Source organism: Arenibacter sp. ARW7G5Y1, from assembly GCF_003201775.1.
Classification (GTDB): domain Bacteria; phylum Bacteroidota; class Bacteroidia; order Flavobacteriales; family Flavobacteriaceae; genus Arenibacter.
Genome location: NZ_QJJZ01000007.1, coordinates 23,018 through 41,651 on the forward strand (window position 1 = coordinate 23,018; position 18,634 = coordinate 41,651).

At 38.0% G+C, this 18,634-nt stretch carries 17 protein-coding genes and 1 riboswitch; of the genes, 2 read left to right on the plus strand and 15 right to left on the minus strand.

The window, feature by feature from the left end; all coding sequences use genetic code 11:
• Window positions 1–28 precede the first annotated feature (28 nt).
• From C7972_RS11510 to C7972_RS11540, 7 genes are all read right to left on the minus strand, one after another.
• Window positions 29–2,239 (minus strand): hypothetical protein, encoded by a 2,211-nt coding sequence (locus C7972_RS11510; RefSeq protein WP_110356333.1) that lies wholly within the window; start codon window positions 2,237–2,239, stop codon window positions 29–31.
• Between the two features lie 19 nt (window positions 2,240–2,258).
• Window positions 2,259–3,179, minus strand: coding sequence for an alpha/beta hydrolase (locus C7972_RS11515; protein WP_110356334.1), 921 nt, complete (start codon window positions 3,177–3,179; stop codon window positions 2,259–2,261).
• A gap of 71 nt (window positions 3,180–3,250) precedes the next feature.
• Window positions 3,251–4,162, minus strand: coding sequence for an alpha/beta hydrolase (locus C7972_RS11520; RefSeq protein WP_110356335.1), 912 nt, complete (start codon window positions 4,160–4,162; stop codon window positions 3,251–3,253).
• A 259-nt stretch (window positions 4,163–4,421) separates the two neighbouring features.
• The gene (locus tag C7972_RS11525) at window positions 4,422–5,990 is read right to left on the minus strand and encodes a RagB/SusD family nutrient uptake outer membrane protein (protein ID WP_181422862.1); all 1,569 of its coding nucleotides are present in this window, start codon (window positions 5,988–5,990) and stop codon (window positions 4,422–4,424) included.
• Between the two features lie 16 nt (window positions 5,991–6,006).
• Complete coding sequence (locus tag C7972_RS11530) at window positions 6,007–9,603, minus strand: TonB-dependent receptor (protein WP_110356337.1); 3,597 nt, start codon at window positions 9,601–9,603, stop codon at window positions 6,007–6,009.
• Between the two features lie 98 nt (window positions 9,604–9,701).
• Entirely contained in the window at window positions 9,702–10,838 is a 1,137-nt protein-coding gene (locus C7972_RS11535) for a FecR family protein (RefSeq protein ID WP_110356338.1), read from the minus strand.
• Between the two features lie 120 nt (window positions 10,839–10,958).
• Window positions 10,959–11,522: an RNA polymerase sigma factor gene (locus C7972_RS11540; RefSeq protein ID WP_181422863.1), complete on the minus strand. Its 564-nt coding sequence runs from the start codon at window positions 11,520–11,522 to the stop codon at window positions 10,959–10,961.
• A gap of 609 nt (window positions 11,523–12,131) precedes the next feature.
• A riboswitch (TPP riboswitch) is annotated at window positions 12,132–12,243 on the plus strand.
• 53 nt (window positions 12,244–12,296) lie between these two features.
• On the opposite strand from C7972_RS11540, the gene pnuC reads away from it, so the two are divergent.
• Window positions 12,297–12,902, plus strand: a complete 606-nt coding sequence (gene pnuC / locus C7972_RS11550; RefSeq protein ID WP_375334785.1) for a nicotinamide riboside transporter PnuC — start codon at window positions 12,297–12,299, stop codon at window positions 12,900–12,902.
• Window positions 12,880–13,890, plus strand: coding sequence for an acyl-CoA dehydrogenase (locus C7972_RS11555; RefSeq protein ID WP_110356342.1), 1,011 nt, complete (start codon window positions 12,880–12,882; stop codon window positions 13,888–13,890). The genes pnuC and C7972_RS11555 overlap by 23 nt, the downstream gene beginning before the upstream one ends.
• An 84-nt stretch (window positions 13,891–13,974) precedes the next feature.
• Here C7972_RS11555 and C7972_RS11560 read toward each other — a convergent pair whose 3' ends face one another.
• The 8 genes from C7972_RS11560 to C7972_RS11595 form a co-directional block, all read right to left on the minus strand.
• A complete protein-coding gene (locus C7972_RS11560; RefSeq protein WP_110356343.1) occupies window positions 13,975–14,145 on the minus strand; it encodes a Lacal_2735 family protein in 171 nt (56 codons plus the stop codon).
• Window positions 14,097–14,690, minus strand: coding sequence for a glutathione peroxidase (locus C7972_RS11565; RefSeq protein ID WP_110356344.1), 594 nt, complete (start codon window positions 14,688–14,690; stop codon window positions 14,097–14,099). The genes C7972_RS11560 and C7972_RS11565 overlap by 49 nt, the downstream gene beginning before the upstream one ends.
• Window positions 14,691–14,693: 3 nt before the next feature.
• Window positions 14,694–15,377 carry an SDR family NAD(P)-dependent oxidoreductase gene (locus C7972_RS11570; protein ID WP_110356345.1) on the minus strand — a complete coding sequence of 228 codons (684 nt, stop codon included), beginning with the start codon at window positions 15,375–15,377 and terminating at the stop codon, window positions 14,694–14,696.
• 12 nt (window positions 15,378–15,389) lie between these two features.
• Window positions 15,390–15,620, minus strand: a complete 231-nt coding sequence (locus C7972_RS11575; RefSeq protein WP_110356346.1) for a hypothetical protein — start codon at window positions 15,618–15,620, stop codon at window positions 15,390–15,392.
• A gap of 4 nt (window positions 15,621–15,624) precedes the next feature.
• On the minus strand, window positions 15,625–16,323 hold the full coding sequence (gene folE, locus C7972_RS11580; RefSeq protein WP_110356347.1) for a GTP cyclohydrolase I FolE: 699 nt from the start codon (window positions 16,321–16,323) through the stop codon (window positions 15,625–15,627).
• A 54-nt stretch (window positions 16,324–16,377) separates the two neighbouring features.
• The gene (locus tag C7972_RS11585; RefSeq protein WP_258364832.1) at window positions 16,378–16,644 is read right to left on the minus strand and encodes a TIGR03643 family protein; all 267 of its coding nucleotides are present in this window, start codon (window positions 16,642–16,644) and stop codon (window positions 16,378–16,380) included.
• Window positions 16,641–16,985: a hypothetical protein gene (locus C7972_RS11590; RefSeq protein ID WP_258364833.1), complete on the minus strand. Its 345-nt coding sequence runs from the start codon at window positions 16,983–16,985 to the stop codon at window positions 16,641–16,643. The genes C7972_RS11585 and C7972_RS11590 overlap by 4 nt, the downstream gene beginning before the upstream one ends.
• Before the next feature lie 206 nt (window positions 16,986–17,191).
• Complete coding sequence (locus C7972_RS11595) at window positions 17,192–18,616, minus strand: SDR family oxidoreductase (RefSeq protein WP_110356349.1); 1,425 nt, start codon at window positions 18,614–18,616, stop codon at window positions 17,192–17,194.
• Window positions 18,617–18,634: the final 18 nt, after the last annotated feature.

Sequence of the window (18,634 nt, forward strand, 5' to 3'; positions counted from 1 at the left end):
GGTATTGCACTTAAAAAAGTGATTGGGGCTATCTAAACTCTAAGAGATAATACATAGTTTTATGTGTAGCTCCCTCAATATTGATTTGATTATTATCAATCACAATTTCTTCACTTCTGGTTCTACCCATATGGTCCAAGGGCTTTAGAGTTGCTTTTTGCAACCTTTTTGCGCCAATGGTAAAATCTATTCCTTCCAATAAGATAGGAGCATTGCCTAATTTGGAAAGATGGGTATTTGTTTCGTCATATTCCATCCCTGTGTTCTTTACCCTTCCGATTGTAGTTATTAAAATTTTATCAGTTTTATCCAAGCCAGCTTTTTTATCTAAACTTGTTAGCAGAACAACTGCGAATTCATTTTTGATTTTCAATGTCCATTCCCCTAATTCTAGGTTTAAACCTTTAGCAAAACCAAGAACACCTTTTGTTCCATTCGTGTTTAGTGTTATATAGCCTTTGGAATTATAATCCCAAAAGAGTTCTCCTGTTGCTGAGGTAATTGTTTTTATACCCTTTTCTTCAAACCGACTAATTGTATATGGTTGTGTTTCTTTTAAATTTTCAGTGAATGCTATGGGGATTTTGCCGGCTGCCAAAAGTTTTGATGAAATGGATCCCGTAAATTTTTTATCGTCAAAACCTTGTTCGATAAATTCGGAAAAGCCTAATTTGCCTTCACTCAAAGCAGCTAGGTTTACGTTTCTTTCAGTAAGAATAGGTCCTTCACTAATATCATTTCGGTATAGCATTACTGCTAATGCGGGATAAAGCCCCATTTGTGAAGGGCTATTAACATTATAAACAGAATGCGATTGCACTGTGGGGGAATAGGTAGGGCTATCTAGGGCAAATGAGTAGGAAGCATCCCAACCCTGTAGCCCCATACCATAAAACGCAATGAGGGGTGAGGCTTCTGCTGTCCATTGATTTGGAATTAAACTCATCCATTCCGAAAACGCAAATGGTCGGTCCAAAACCTGTTGCATGCCAGTGCCTAATAATCCGGAACCAGGAAGGGAGACCATGGCTTCGTTATTTACAAATCCTGTGGTTAGTTGATGCCCTCCTTTTCCGCCACCAAAATAATTATGTCGATCTATAGGTCCAACAGAATAATCGGTATGCAGGTTGTACATATGTGAAATCCCAGAACCAGCTTGCCAACCACTACTTACAATAACTCCTTTATAACCGGTATTTCTTACGGCTTTTTCAAATCGTTTGTAAAATTGTAATTGTTGTTCATATAGAAATTGCATTTTATCCAATAGATGTTGTGGTATATTTTTGTTTTCTTGTATTGATTTGATATAATGGGAGCTAAACAGTTGGTGATTTGGAGTTGGGTAAACATTTTCTTTGGCGATGGATTGCCCTTCTGGCAAATCGGACCGCCATATCTGTTTCAACTTTTCATCATTTAAATACTTAATTTTAAGCCATGCGCTAAATTGTTTGCATAGTATGGCTTTATAGGTAGGAGCCTGCTCTAAAGCTCTTTCAATTGCTGACCAAAAAATATCATCTTCATTTTGAAACTCCACAAAGCTCAAGGCAGGGTCATCCGCATAGCGTAAACCAGTAAATGGGTTTCTTCTATTTAGCATATTTACAGTAAGCCCAATATTCAAATCTTGCAGATCTGGAGCAAAGTTTACTAGGGAAGAGGTACTTCCATTCAGATGCTGCCATGGGTATTTTAAATTGGCAATTTCACTGTAGGCCTCCAGGTTTGCACTATCACCTGGTTTTACTTTATGACCATATATATGCGACCAACCATAGTAAATACCATTTTCCTTTAACTTGGATTGAAAATAATCCATCTTTAGGAACTTTAAACTATCGGGTTGACTGGAATTTATACTATCGGTTGCCTCCCAAGTAAACTTATGAAAACGAACCCCGTTCACGCCCATAAAGGTGAGGGTATTTACAAATTGATCCGCTTTTTCACGGTCAACAAAAGGTGTGTTGGAACATATATTAACACCCCAAAATTTAACTTTTGTGCCATCTTCAAAGACAAAATCCTTATCCTTTATTTGGACAAAACCATGCTTGCCAGCAGGTGCATCTAGCCAATCTTTCATATTTATGATGGAATATGATGAAAAATCGGCATTGGGCTTAAAGGCGAACCAATCTGCTTGGTATTCTTTGTTAGTGTATGAAAATAAAACAAATACAACCACAACAGCGATTGCCCCATATATGTGCTTATGTAACTTATTCACTATTTTATTGATTTATAAGCTATTTGTGCAAGTCTGCAGTAATAATTTGATGCTCATTAAATCTCTTATCATCCAGTACATTGGCAATAAAATTGACGACTGCTTCTTGTTTTTTGTAAAAATGTTCGCCTGCAATAGAATGATTCCCCCCAACATAGGTCATTAAGCGACTTGTACCCCCTAATTCTTGAATGTGATTGGCTATGGCGTGGGAACCAAAAAACATAAGCCAGCCCGGAGCATTCGGATTACAGTAATGATGCGCAGCAACCCCATAGGGTACCAATGGGTCTTTGTCACCATGAAAGACAAAAAGTGGAATATGATTTTGCGTTGTAATTAAATTTAAATCCATGATTGCACCGGCACCGGAAATGACACCTTTAAATAAAAAATCGGGAGCTAATTTTGGTTCAAATAACTGCATCTGTTTTCTGTCCCAAAAGGCGGCATGTAACACTGTTTCCGCTCCTGCGCTGCTGCCGGCTATAAAGATGTTTTTAGCATCTATGTGAAATTGATCTTGTTGTTCGATTAAAAAAGCGGTAGCATGCCAAAGCTGGTTTGCAGCTATTTGTATCGCCTTAATCTTTTCAGCTAATATACCGTTACACCCAAAATCTTTATTTTCCATATACAGCGTATAATCTATACTTGCACATGCGATATTGTTCTCCACCAAATGTTTCGCCAAAAGGTGACCGCCTTTTTTACTGCCAGTACTAAACCCTCCCCCATGAACATATATTACTAAGGGAGTTTTGGCTGAATCCTTAATGGGAGGTAAAAATAAATCCAACTCCAGGCTGATGGTGTCATTTTCAAAGTAGGTGAGGGTTTCAAATTCTTGTGTACTTCCAATAGCCATTACTAAATGAAGGACAATTAGAATAACATTGCGCTTTAGGGTTGGTTTTGGGTGTTTGGTATTATACTGCATTGTTCTTTTTTTGATTTAAAAGCCCATAATTTATATTGGAAACCTCAATTTTAGTTTATTAAATTACGCAATTATGGAAGGTTATTTAGCCAATCTTCCAATCTATTTACCCAGGTCTGTAGATATTTGTCTCCAGATGCCAATGAATAACCATGACCGCCACTTGGATATATATGCATTTCTGCCGCTACACCTTTTTCGTTTAGAGCCTTGAAAAAGAATAAACTATTTTCAATGGGAACCGCGGTATCATCGGCAGAATGAACAATGAATGTAGGAGGCGTATTGTTTTTCACCTGAAGTTCGCTGGAATATTCCATTATTACTTCATCACTTGGGTTTTGACCTAACAAATTAAGCTTGGATCCATCATTTGCATATGGTTCTTTCATAGTGATTACTGGATATAATAGTATCATGAAATTCGGACGCGCACTCAAACTATCAATTTCATCTTTTTTTGAAAATGATTCACGGTCAAATTGCGTACCTAGGGTAGAGGCCAGGTGCCCCCCTGCAGAAAAGCCCATAACCCCAATTTTTTCCGCATTTATATTCCATTTTTTGGCGTTGTGCCGTACTAGCCTTAAAGCACGTTGAGCATCTTGCAAAGGAGCCTCGTTGCGTTGCGCAATAGATTTTGAATTGGGCAGTCTGTATTTTAAAACAAAAGCGGCAATTCCTCTAGAGTTTAACCATTTGGCGATGTCTGTACCTTCCCAATCATAGGCCAGAACTGTGTAACCTCCACCAGGACAAATGACCACGGCTTGGCCGGTAGCGTTCCTTTTACTGGGCAAGTATACTTCAATTGTAGGTTTTTGAACCTTGGCTATTAAGAGGATATCATCAGTCTCCTCAATAATCGTTTCCATTTCATCAGATTCTTTGGTGTTAACAACACCATTTTTCCATATAGGAATAATTTCTTGGGCATAACCATAACTTGAAAGGATTAGCATTAAAATACACCATTTTTTCATTTTATCTGGGCTTTGGTTAGAGGTATAGGTATTACTTGATATATGTGTTGATTATTAGATATTTGTGAAAATTGATAGCTAGTAGAGAGTGGATTCGGGTATATAGGCAATGGCCATTACAGTGTTGTTCGGTGTAAGTTGCAAGGTCCAAAAGCTTTATAATAACTTCCCATTGTTTTTGAAGTTCTTTTTCTGAGCAAAAAAAAGGATGGCAGGAATTATACCCGCCATCCCTATTAAAAACAAACTAACTACATAATTAATATCCTGGGTTATTTTCTAAGATTTCGCTGTTTCTCTCTACCTCTTTCTGTGGAAGGGGAAACAATAAGTGCTTGCTCACATCAAAAAGTGAACTGGAAGAAAGGTTAGTGCTAAATTGGGCATCGTCGCCGGTCCACCCTGTTAGGTTAAGGTCGCCGGCAACATGCCAACGTTTTAAATCCCACCAGCGCTGGCCCTCACCAGCCAACTCAATAAAGCGCTCATCCATGATCCATTTCATGATCGTATCAGGATTTGTTTCACTGGTGGAGTAATCAGCAGGTACTGTGCCATCATTTGTACCTGATGCCAGACCCCAATCCCTTGCTCTTTTTCGAACATTGTTAACCAGTTGAATTGCTGTAGATGGATTACCCGACTTTAAATGTGCTTCTGCTATTAAGAGGATAAGGTCGCCATATCGCAACACGCGTTCATTGTTACTTGAGGAATCAAACAAATTGCCCTGTTGTTGGTCTAGTTCCTCCAACATATACTTTTGAAAAAGCCTTCCACCTTCATTGTCATCAGTTCTAAGAAAGTAACTAATTCTAGGATCGGTACCAAAAGCATTAAACAACTTATCGGTTATTAGAAAACGTGTATTTGCATAATTACTGATATTGGAAGAACCTGCCACGGCCATCATCCCTCTAAAAATACTTAAATCTTCAACTCCCCGCCAATTACCATCGTTCTCTAAAAATATATTACTAAAAATTCCGGGCTGACCTGCTTGCACCTCAAATAAAGATTCTTGATTATTTTCGGTAGCAACATCAAAATTGTCCAAATATCTTGTGGATAAGGTTGCTGTAATAGCATTGAAAGTTGTGATAGCTTCAGTATAATCATTGGATCCTGAGTAGTTGGCTTTAAAAACCAACGCCTTGGTCAATAAGGCACGGGCCGAGTTTTTTGTAGCTCTACCCCTATATTCTGCACTCCAACTTTCCGGTAAAATGGCTAAGGCAGCTCTTGCATCGGTAATGACTTGTTCCAAAACTTCAAGATGGTCACTTTTTGGCGTGTTTGCTTCAGCTTCGTTCAGAATTCTTTGAGTAACAATAGGTACATTGCCATAAATATTGAAAAGGTTATAATACGCATAGCTCCTTAAAAACAGTGCCTCACCTTCCATATATGATATTTCCCCAGCTCCCTCATAATTGGAAAAATCAACGGTATTTACTTTTTCAATGATTACGTTTGCCTTGGACACCATTTCATAGGTTTTGTCGAAAATCCATTCAACCCGCACATTATCCGGATTTAATGTTCCATCAAAAAGTTCTTCGGCCGTACGGGTACCATTCGTTTCTGTAAGGTCATCACCAGGTAGTAGCCAAAGGCTATTGGCCCAATTTGCATTATCCCCGGCATTGTAATGATAATAATCATACAGCTTGGCATATATTCCAAAGGTTACAGATCTAAATTGGATAACATCGGCGAAGTAATTCGCTTCTGTATTTTTTAGAGGCTCGGCATCAACTCTATCTTTATCACAACTAATGAAAGTAAGCAGTAGTGTGAAAACAGCTAATATATTTTTTATGTTCATTTTTTTTAGTTTTAGATTAAAAGGACACATTAAAACCCATCATAAAGGATTTGGGCAGTGGGAAGTTATCGTTGGTAGGATCAATACCCTTCCAATCGTAGATGTAAATGTTATTTTGACCACTCACATAAATGCGGAATGAATTTACGGGGTCATTTAACTTTCTTAAAAAAGAGTTTGGTACTGTGTAACCTAGCTGCCAATTATTTAATCTAAAAAATGCGGCATTTTCTACATATCTATCAGAGAATCTATTGTTTCCGGCAGGATCGCCAATTACTGCTCTGGGCATGGTGCTGGTCGTGTTGGATGGTGTCCATCTATCCAATACTGAAATTCCATAATTGGGCCCGGCATTTGACATATTTTCATGAACAGCTCGGTTGTAATTATATTTCTGTACATCGCCTTCGCCATAAAAATTAAATGATAAGTCAAAACCTTTATAACCAGCATTTAAGTTAAGGCCATAAGTGTAAGCCGGGATTGTATTGCCAATTTCTGTTTGGTCATTGGAATTAATTTGGCCATCAGGGATAGAACTATAAAATGGTTCTTCTTCGGTAGGGTCGCCATGAACATCTTGAAAATACAAATCTCCCGGAGCTACAAAACTAACATCTTGGACTCCAGAATCAGGAGTGGCCGCATAAAAGGCGTCAATCTCTGATTGCGTCTGAAAGATGCCACCAACTTTATAACCCCAGATATGCCCCAATGACCGGCCTTCTTCTACTCTATACGTACGTTGAAACTGATTTTGTGAGTACAACGGCTGATCATTGTATAATTTTGTTACTTCATTTTCAAGAAAACTTACGTTTGCCGTAACGCCATAGGTGAAATTCCCTATGTTGTCATTGTATCCAATTTGTAAATCGACCCCTCTGTTCTCAAGCTCTCCAACATTTAGAATTGGATCATTTGTACCTACACTTAAAGGTAAATTAACAATTTGCTGAATACCGGCTTGGGTTCGGTTATAAACTTCCATAGTGATGTTCAGCTTATAATCAAAAAGTGTTGCATCAAAACCAATATATTTGGTTTCAGCTACTTCCCATTCCAAAGTTTCATTTGGAAAATCTTTTAAACTGGCAGCTGTGTAATAGGTGCCTAGCCCGTTGCCATCTCCTGAACCTAAACGAACCGAACCACCACCAGTTGCCACACCGGATAAATACGCATATTTACCCACTGCAGCTTCATCATTACCTGCTTCTCCGTAACCTGCTCTAATTTTAAAATCATTTACAAAATTTACATTTTCCATAAAAGATTCACTACTAACTCTCCATGCACCTGAAAGGGAATAGAAACTACCCCAACGATAATCTGGTGCCAAACCAGAACTTGCGTCTCTTCTAAAGGAACCATCTAAATAGTACCGGTCAGAAAAACTATAACTCAAACGCCCTACATAGCCAAGCCAAGCCCGTTCATTCCAACCCGTAAATGACGAATTGTTATCCAGATCATTGTCAAAACCTATGCGATTAAGGTTCCTTATATCCGAAATATTATTCCCACTTAAATTTTTGTTCTGTGACCGCTGAAATTGATCTTGTAGCGCAGTGGTCAATACAAATCTGTGATCTCCAAAACTCTTTTCGTATACAGCACTAAAATCAAACTGATAATTGTAAAAATAGTTGGCTCTAGATTCAAAGCTACCTAAACTATTAGGTGCATTTGGTGATGCATCTTTTGGATCCAAACCTGCCGGATCAAAAATATTGGTTCTATAGGTCCTTGTACTAATACGGTCTTGGGATACATAGTCCAAATTAAGACTGGAACGTAAGGTTAGCCCTTTTACGGGATAAATTTCTACATATCCTTGTCCTATTTGTCTGGAATTTTCAAAAATCCCCCTATTCAAGTCCGCAAAGGCCAAATAATTACGCTTACTTCCCTCTCCATATTTTTTTGTCCGTTCCCAGGCATCACTGGGCGGATCAAGGACAGTAGCAAAACCAAATTCATTGGAGGCATCGTACAATGGTTGCCAAGGGGCAACCGTAGTTAAGGATCCCAATCCTACTTCTTCCGTATCTTGCTGCTGATATGCAAATTTATAATTAAGGCCTACTTTAAGCCAATTTTTAATTTTGGAATTGATATTAAAGGAAGCCCTGTAGGTCCTTAGTTCATTTCCTCTTAAGTTACTTTCTATATTGTCATATCCAATTCCGAGATAATAATCAGTATTTTCATTGGCTCCGGACACTTTTACAGAATACGATTCGGTAATGGCATTTTTTTTAACAAGATCGTCTTGCCAATCATAGGTCGTATTATCACTTATGAAAAATGGACTCTCGGGATCAAATTGTGGTGAAAAGGAGATTCGCCTCGTAACATCATTGGCGGCATCCCTACCATATAATTGATTTTCAATAGTTATATTGGGGTTTCGGTTGTTTGCATACATTTCTTGTACCAAGTCCTTGTACTGCTGGGTGTTGAGCATATCAAACCTACCTATATTTTGAAAACCATAATGGCTGGAGTATTCTATTTTGGCTCCGCCCAATTTGCCCTTTTTAGTGGTAATAAGAACCACCCCATTAGCACCTCTACTACCATAGATGGCAGCAGAAGAAGCATCCTTTAATACCGATATGGATTCAATATCATCCGGATTGATCATTGTGAAAAGGTTTGGTGGCGGTTGGTTGCCACTTCTACCTATTAGGTCCAAATTACTGGCCGTGGGTGGGGTTATGATTTGACCATCTATCACATACAGAGGTTGGGCATTACCTTGCCAACTACCAATACCTCGTACGTAAATTTCTGGCTGCGAATTGGGATCACCACTGGAATTAATTACTCGAACACCAGTAGTATTGCCCTGTAACGCAAACTGAGGCGATGCGAAGGCAGTTTTTTCCAATTCCGCACTTGAAACAACGGATACAGATCCTGTTAGGTCTTTCTTTAATTTAGACCCAAACCCTATTACAACAACTTCCTCTAGTGTGGAAGCCGACTCCTCTAATGTTATATTTATGGTACCTTGTTCTTGCACCGAAATTTCTTGAGTATGATAACCTAAATATGAGAAAACAAGTATTGCATCTGAACTTGAAACATTAATGGAATAATCTCCATCAAAGTCGGACATGGTTCCATTGGTCGTTCCTTTTTCTATGATGTTCACCCCTGCCAATGGTACCCCATCATTGTCGGTAATTGTTCCTCTAATAGGTTGTTGTACAATTTTAGTTTCGGGCCGGACGGGTTTTTCCTTTAAGAAAATTGTACCGGTTTCGGTAAAACTAAAATCGAAATTGGTTAGTATAGCGCATTTACCCAAAAGATCGCCCACTTTCATACGCCCTTTCCTTACCTCAATCTTTGGAGTGTTTTTAAATAAATCCGATTTGTAAATGAAAGTGTAATCGGTCTGCTTTTTTACAATTTCAAATACTTCCTCAATAGAATATTTTCCGTTACTATCAAATGTGATTATTTTGTTTTGGGAAAAGCCCTTTTCGGGGTTTACTCCCAATGATATAACTGAAAATAAAAAGATAAAGATTTTCATGATTGTGATCAGGGGTCTAAATACCAAAGAAATTGGTACCCCGTTTGGTTTGGTTTTCATAAATTTGAATGTTAGTTAATGTTAATTAATTAATGTTTCGGGGATGGAGGTTCAAATTGTCCAAATTCAGACTCCATTCCCTTTTTTTTTTAAAAGAGTTACTTCATAGTTATCGTTTTTTGGTTAATGCTATAGGTCACTTCATTGGTACTTTCTATACTTTTCAATATTTCATTAATATCCTGTACCTTTTTAAATACACCGGTAAAGGTTATTTGTTTGATATCCTCACGGGCAAATATCACCTCAATATCGTACCAGCGGGATAATACTTTGGTAATATCTTCCAAGGATTTATTTTTAAAACTAAAAAAGCCCGTTTTCCAGGAGACCTCATTATATACATCTACCGGATTAATGGATATTTGTTTGTTTTCAATATTTAGAATTGCTTGTTGCCCGGGTAATAAATGGTTGGATGTTATACCGTTTTCAAGTGCAACCTTTCCTTCAACCAAAGTGGTAGCAATTATTTCTTCTTCCTGATATGCCTTGATATTGAACTCTGTGCCCAAAACATTAATTCTCTGTTCCCGATGTTCCACTATGAATTCCGAACCCTTGTGTTCCGAACTGGGGGTTACATCAAAATACGCTTCGCCATATATCAGTTCAACTTGTCTGGGTGCATTCTCCTTAAAGGTTTTTGGGTATTTTAATTTGGAATCTGAATTTAACCATACTTGGGTGCCATCGGCCAATACAATATAGAACTGTCCACCTCTTGGAATAGTCAATATGTTATAGATGGTGGTACTAATCTTGGCATCGGAGGCATTTTTGTAGACCAGTTGGGATCCATTGCTGAAAATGTTTGGTGTTTTATATTCTTTTCCTTTTTCCAATACCACATTGGAGCCATCTTCCAAGGTTAAAATGGCCCTATCCGTACCTGCCAAAATCGAATTTTGATCAAGCATGGGAGTAATGTTCACTTTTGGGTTGTTTGGCCTGTTATCCAACACAAACAAAATAGATCCCACCACCAATATGGCTGCAATGGCAGCTGCAATTTTAAAGTTTCCCTTGCTTTTTCTTTTGGGGTTGATCCTAGTGGAGATGGCATCCCAACCGGATTTAATGTCAACAATGGATTTTCCCTTCAATCGATTCTCCTGAACTCTTTTGAAAAATAATCGATGTTCCTCCGATTCATTATACCATTTGTTGAAAATGGCCATCTCCTCTTCATTAAGTTCCTCGTTAATTTTCTTTAAAATAAGTTTAAATTCCATCAATCCAATTTAGTTTGCCTTATAACTATGACAATCAAATAACTAAAATGGGTGACAAAATAATCGTAAATCCTTAGTATTATGTAAAAAAAATGTTTTAGATGTAAAAAAAGGCAGTGTTTAATACAATACTGATAAAATGAAAGCAATTGAAATTACCAGTTCGCCAAATTTTGCTTTGGCTCTTTTTAATTGTGTTTTAATGGTATTAATAGAAACTCCGAGCTCTTCTGCTATTTCAGAATATTTATAATTATTGGCAAAGCGCAATTTAACAATGGTACGCATTTTAGTGGGTAAGCTTTCCAGCACTTTAAGCATTAATGCAAGTTCCAAATTTTGTTCTTCTTGATGGAAGTAGTCCGGGTTGTAATCCGTTTCCAGCATGACCTGCATTTCCATAATATTGGCTGTGTCGGTAATTTTATTGGCCTTTAAAATATTCAAGCACCTATTGCGCACCATGGCATAGGTGTATCCTTTGAGGGTAGTTTGGATATTAATTTTATCTGCATTTTCCCATAAATAAATAAAAACATCCTGTACAACATCCTCACTTGAACTTTGGTGGAAGAGGTGTTTGATGGCGTAGTTGACCAAATCGGCATACCAATCCTCAAACAGCCGTTTAAAAACGAAGTGATTTTTGTTCTGTAATTCCCGTAAGATAGAAGCTGAGTCCAAATTATATTGCATTTAGTGTGCCCAAACCAAAAAAAGATATTGCATATAGTGAAAACAGTAATTAAATCAATAGCTATGTTTGGGAAAGTAATGGGATTCTTCCAAAAATCCAATCGTTTGTCCCCATGTCCAAAATTTTTTTACTGTAGAAAAATAATTCACCAAATAATCAAATTACGGCGCTACAATTTAGGTAAAATTATTAATCAAATGCGAATAATGCAAAATATCTTAAAATTCAAGATTAAATATGCAAAATAATCTACTGAATGTTGAGCTATAAATCCTTTCAATGTAAGTTTTATACTTGTGCATTCCTACAGGAACGGTTCCATAGCGGAGTTTTCAATATTATATGGGGGGTGCAGAATCAAGGCCATAATATGAATTATAATAATCACCTAAAAGTATTCGATTCGTCCTAATTGTCAATGCATTGGTTATGAGTGCTTTTTAATGATGAGCCTGTTTTTTTTTATTACTGGTGAAGTAGGGTACGGGTATAAATTTTTATTAAGTGGGAAACAAATTGCGGTATAGGTGAATTGAAATGATATTGCCTTTTTTTTGTTCGAAACCGATATCAAATCATAAATTAGTTTTAGCTTTGTGGCATAAATGGGGTGCTTGCCATTCAAGGCAGGCTGAGATGATACCCAGGAGTTTTGGCTCCGAACCTGATCCGGATAATGCCGGCGTAGGGATTTCAGTTCGATGTTGCACTCTTGCATGTCGCTACTATCTTCATCTTCCCATTTCATAAATAAAAGGGAATTGATGGAGAATTTTTTTACACAGCTTACATGGTTGCAGGCTTTAGGAACAGTACTTGGTGTTGCCCAGGTGTTGTTGGCCCGGAATAATAATATCCACAACTATTTATTTGGAATTGTTTCCATTCTGATAGGCATTTGGGTATTGTACCAAACAAAACTGTATGCCGATATATTACTCCATCTGTATTATTTGTTTATGAGTATTTACGGCTGGCTTTATTGGAAATATGGGAGAAGCAAGGAAGAAACACCAATTACCTATTCGGACAAGGCAGAACAAATAAAGGCCATTGGCATTGTAATCGCCTGTTTTGCACTAATGGTCCACTGGTTAAGGAATTATACCAATTCGGATGTACCTATCTGGGATGCGGCTGTAAGTGCCTTTGCTTGGGCGGGGATGTGGTTGATGGCCAAAAGGAAGATGGAGAATTGGATCTATTTGAATATTAGCAATCTTATTTCAATTCCTTTGCTTTTTTACAAAGAGCTGTACATTTATGCCGGGCTGACTATTTTTTTGTTCATAGTGGGAACCTCGGGATATTTTAAATGGAGAGAATTAATTAATAAAGACACCAGTGGAGAACCTGTTAAAGCTTAGAAAATTATATGAGGGAGCCAATGTTTTTCCTCAAGAAATTTTGAATTGGATCGATGATGGGAACCTCTGGAACCTTTGGGTTCCCAAGGCCTTTGGCGGATTGGAATTATCCCTTTCGGAGGGATTGACCAGGCTAAAGGAATTGGCCAAGATGGATGCCAGCCTGGGATGGACCATTACCCTCTGTAGTGGAGCCAATTATTTTATAGGCAATTTACAGCCAAGCAAGGCTCGTGAAATTTTTAAGGGTAAGGACTTCAATCCATGCTTGGGTGGAAGTGGAGGGGTATTTGGTACAGCTGAGATTGTTGATGATCATTACAGGATTTCAGGACAATGGCGCTATGCTACAGGTGCTCCCTACCTTACACATTTTACGTTAAACGCGGAAATTGTGGAAAATGGAATCCAATTACGGAATAATGATGGGTCGCCAAGAGTGCAGTCGTTTGTGATTCCGAAAGAAGCAGTGCAGATTATTCCGGACTGGAATACTATGGGCCTTAAGGCTACTGCCACCCATTCTTTTGCAGTTGATGCATATAGGGCCCATAAGAGTTGTAGTTTTAGTTATAATGATTGTTACCTGCCTCATCCTATTTTTAAGATTCCCTTTGCTCTGTTTGCTGATTTAACACTATGGGTCAATTATATTGGTATTGCCAAAAACTTATTGGAAGAAGCCAGTACGGTTATAGCGAAAGGGAGGTTGCAAGCTTTGGAGGATACGATCCTCGAGTCGGATTATAAACTATTCCTTTACGCTTCTCAAATAGAGAAAACAATCAATGCTGAAAAGGTATTTGAAGTGCACTATACGGAAGAAATTCACCATGCAGCTGTAATATCCGTGAAAGAAATCTCACGGAATATCATAGAAGTATATCCCAGTTTAGGAGTAAAGGCGAGCACAATGGGCAACAGGTTAAACCAAATATTCTGTGATTATTTTACGGCCACCCAACACCATATTTTTACAAGGAAATGAACTGTTTGAAAAGCTGGCATAATGTTCCAAAGTTGGTATTTTATTTTTGGACCAAAAAAGAAACTAGGCAGATAATTGTATTGTCTAATTTTTTTGGAGGGCTACCAATTCTTCCAAGACTTCCTGTGCCTCTGCATATTTTTTGTCGCTTTCAGACCGATTAATGCTAGAAAGTGTATGCCACTCTTTCATAAGACCGTTGTATTTTATTTGAAGTTTCTCTTCCGTGGATTTGTTTCTAAATATTCCGAACATGACGAATTTTTTAAGTGTTGCGTAATTTTGGAACTCATGGGTTTGGTATTGGAATAGAAATAATCTATCAAATTACCCTTTTCGTCCACGAGATATTTTTGGAAATTCCATTTTACAGTTGAATTTTTATGGCCATTCATGGTTTTGTCTGTAAGCCACCTGTACAAAGGATGTTGGTCTTTCCCTTTAATATTGATTTTTTCGGTCATCAGGAAATTTGCCCCATAATTAACTTCACAGAATTTTTCAATGTCTGCAGCCTTACCTGGTTCTTGACCTCCAAATTGATTACAGGGCAAGCCAATAACCACTATTTGGTTTTTATGAGTTTCATGGAGTTCCTGCAATTGCTTGTACTGGGGGGTAAAACCGCATTTTGAGGCCACATTTACTAAGAGGATGTATTTGCCCTCAAAGTCTTTCATATTAATGGGCGTACCACTTAAGTTATTAATTTTGATGTCATAAATTGATGGCAAATGCGTCTTTTCCTTGGGTTTGGAACTAGTGAATAAGGTTTCGGCAAATATTTTGAAGGGATTCATGCATTAAATTTTAAAGGTTACTATGCCATAGTCCATTTCAAATATTTGTCCAGAGATGGAGGATGCCTTACCCGATAATAAAAATTCCGCCATTTCTGCTACTTCCTTGGGGTTTAGAAATTTCTTTAAAGGATGGCGCTCTTTAATATTTTCGATCATTTTTTCATTGCGCAGAAGTTTCGACGCCAATTGGGTATCCGTAACTGTGGGAGCAATGGCGTTAATACGGATATTGGGTGCCAATTCCGCTCCAAGGGACTTTACCAAACCTTCTACCCCGGATTTGGCCGTTGCAATACTGGCATGATAGGGCATGCCCAATTTGGCGGCAACTGTGCTAAAGAGTAAAATTGAGGGCCGCTCGCTCTGTTTTAATACCTCCAAATACTTCTGAATGGCCTTGACCGCACCAACAACATTTATTTCAAAGTCTTCCCGAAAGTCTTCCAAACTTAACCGTGCTATTGGTTTTAAATTGATGCTTCCTGGACAGTATACCAAGGCATCCATGTTGGTAATTTCCGGTAAATCGTCGCTCAGGATATCAACATTATAATGAGTTAAGTTGGCATGGTGCTGTTCTGGGACCGATCTACTAAGGTTGATCACTCTATGGGAATCCAATAAAGTTTCAACAATAGCCTTGCCTATGCCTTTACTACCGCCAATTATAACTACTGTTTTCATGTTAGGTATGTCTTATACTTGGCTCACCAAGTTTCGGCCTTTTAACCTTTTTTCCACTTTACGTTTTATAGCGGTTAGGCGTTTCATGATGTCCATAATACTGTCATCCTTCTTGCTTTTATAAATTTCATTCAGGCCTAGTATCAAGGCTTTTGCTTTTCTCGAAATTTCAATTCTGTCGCTAGTGGAAAGCGATTTTAGTTTTCTTTGTTCAAATTCCAATGCTTCGTTTATGATGTCCATAATTTTAGTCTTTAATGTAGTTTTGTAATTCTGTTATTTTTGATGCTGTATTGAATTTTCCTCCATAATAGGAGGTTACCGTCGTGGAGGATTCGTCCTTAATGCCCCTGGAGGAAACACATAGATGTTTGGCGTCAATAATGACGGCCACGTCCTCCGTACCCAAAATAGTTTTTAGATCCTCCGCAATTTGGTTGGTTAGACGTTCCTGAACTTGGGGCCTTTTGGCATAATATTGTACAATTCTGTTCAACTTGGACAAGCCTATTACTTTACCAGTGGAAATATAGGCTACATGTGCTTTCCCTATAATTGGTACAAAATGGTGTTCGCAGTTGGAATAGAAGGTAATGTTCTTCTCTACCAACATTTGATTGTATTGATATTTGTTGTCGAATAAAGCGATCTTTGGCCTGTTCTTTGGATTTATTCCAGAAAAAATTTCATCGATATACATCTTGGCAACACGTTCTGGTGTGCCCTTTAAGGAATCGTCAGTTAGGTCCATCCCCATAACGTCCATAATTTCCTGAAACAATAGGGCAATACGTTGTTTTTTCTCCGTATCCGAAAGTTCAAATGCATTTGCTTTCAATGGTGTATCCAAACCGGTATATAGATGGTCGTCGCCAATATCAGCAAGGGTAAAACCATTTAATTTATGGCCATTTATTTTATTTGGGGCTACAGTTTTTGTGTTCATTTTATCTTTTTATTGTGCTGTACCTATGTACGCTTCCCATAAGTCAAAGCACCGTTAGCGTTTTGTAATTGCGTTTTGTGTAATCTGGTTTTGTCCAGAACATTTAAAGTGTCCTTGAGCTGGTGTTCTTAATTTTTGGTGTGTGATGGCGCGGACTTCAGCAATTTGATGCCAAGTTTTAAAGCCATTTGGAGTCATTTCCAGGCCCATGGGATTAACCACTTCTTGCCCAAAGATTGAAAACTGATAGGTTATGGCTTCAAAAGGTGTTCTTTTTATCCAGGCCATTCCAATTATACGGTCAATATCCCCTTTGCTCAAACTCCTTTAAAATTTAAAAAATCATATTTGGATTCATATCCGGCTTTTTGTTTCAACAACTTATGTAGGAAAGATTTACTTTTTTCAAAGGCTACATCCCTTCTGAACCGAATAAATCGCCCTTGGGCATATAGACTACTACAGTCGTTGTTGTAAATTATCAGTTGGTAATATGGAATAACCCATGTGAAATTGGTAAGACCTTTAAAGATTCCCACCAGTATTCCTAAAGGCCGCAATTCAATATTGGCGTAAGTAGCGTCAAAGGAGCTATTGAGAAAATCTTTCATATTGGCGCTGTATTCCTCTATAATCATTCTATTGGAAACAGTCCCTTTCATCCTTATGGATTTTATAAGGTTGAATGGTTTCCCAACCAGATCATTTATAAGTAGGGAAATATCTTTGTTACTATGTGAAGTTTCTAAAATCATCTTACCGTTGCACTCTTCTCAAAGTTACAAAATGTTTAATGGATTTTAAAATAAGTTAAACAAAATTTAATTCTATTTTTCTATAATACTATAAGCTATGGTTATGGAAAACTCTATCTGGAAACCAGTTTATTGATCAAGCCATTGAAAATAAGACCATGAAAGGGGTAGACGCTGTACCAGTACAAACGGCCAGCAATTCCACGGGGCCTAAAGGTTGCGGTCTGTTTAAGAAGTCCATTCTCAATTCTAAATTCGAGCCAAGCCTCTCCCGGAAGCTTCATTTCTGCATATAGTAATAATTTTTTTTCTTTCTTATCACTGAAAATTACCCGCCAAAAATCCAAAGCATCACCGGCATCCAATTCTGAAATATGGGTTCTTCCCCTACGTAGACCGATACCCCCTGCCAATTTGTCCAGATATCCCCTTATTTTCCAGAGAAAATTTCCATAGTACCAGCCCGTGGTACCTCCGATAGACCAAATTTTGTTAATCGTGTCCTCCTCATTTTGGATTTTACGTTCTTTATAATCCTTAAAACATCCGTATATGGGAACATTAATGTATTTGTGAAGGTTATTCTTTAGTCGGCCACTGCTAATCATGGAATCTTTCCAGCTAGACACAATACTGTTCTGTTCAATTTTTTCGAAAGCCAATTGCACCGCCTCTTTATATGTTATAGGGTGCACGTCCAGGAGTTGATTGATATTACTGGATTTTCCAACGATTTGCACGCCCATGCTATCCACTAAGGTAGTTGCCAATTTGTAGGAGGTAGAGGTTACAAAGTAAAGCCAATAGGAAGAAAGTTTTGGGGTCATGACCGGTACGGTTAAAATATACCGTTTTAACCCCCGGATTTCTGCAAATTTTAAGAGCATTTGCTTATAGGTCAAAATTTCTGGCCCAAAAATGTCAAATGAGGTGTTGTAAAGATCTTTCCTTGCTTTTGCTTTTGATAAAAAGGCCAAAACATCCCTTACTGCCAGGGGTTGGGTTTTGGTGTTGAGCCATTTCGGAGCTACCATTACGGGGAGTTTCTCCACAAGATCCCTAATGATCTCAAAAGATGAACTTCCCGATCCCACAATGATACCTGCCTTAAAAACGGTGAGTGCGTACGAATCCGAAGCTAGAATTTCCTCCACATTTTTTCTGGACTGTAAATGTTTGGAAAGTTGTTCCTCATTTGTAATACCGCTTAAATAAATTACTTGTTTTAAGTTGGTAGAGGAAAAATAGTTTTTGAAATTGGCCGCACAGGCCGCTTCCAAACGCTCAAAATTGTTCGAAGAATTGGACATGGAGTGTATTAAATAGTACGCCACATCAATATCTTTGGGGATATATTTTAAAGTTTCCGGTTTTAAAAAATCGGCCTCTACAATACTGATATTATCATCCTCTAGGTAGGTTTTGTCGGCTCTTAATGTATCGCGTACAACACAGACCACCTGATGCCCTTCGTTAGTTAAAACGGGAATCAATCTTTTGCCGATATACCCTGTGGCTCCTGTTACGAGAATCTTCATTTTTTATATTATATGGGA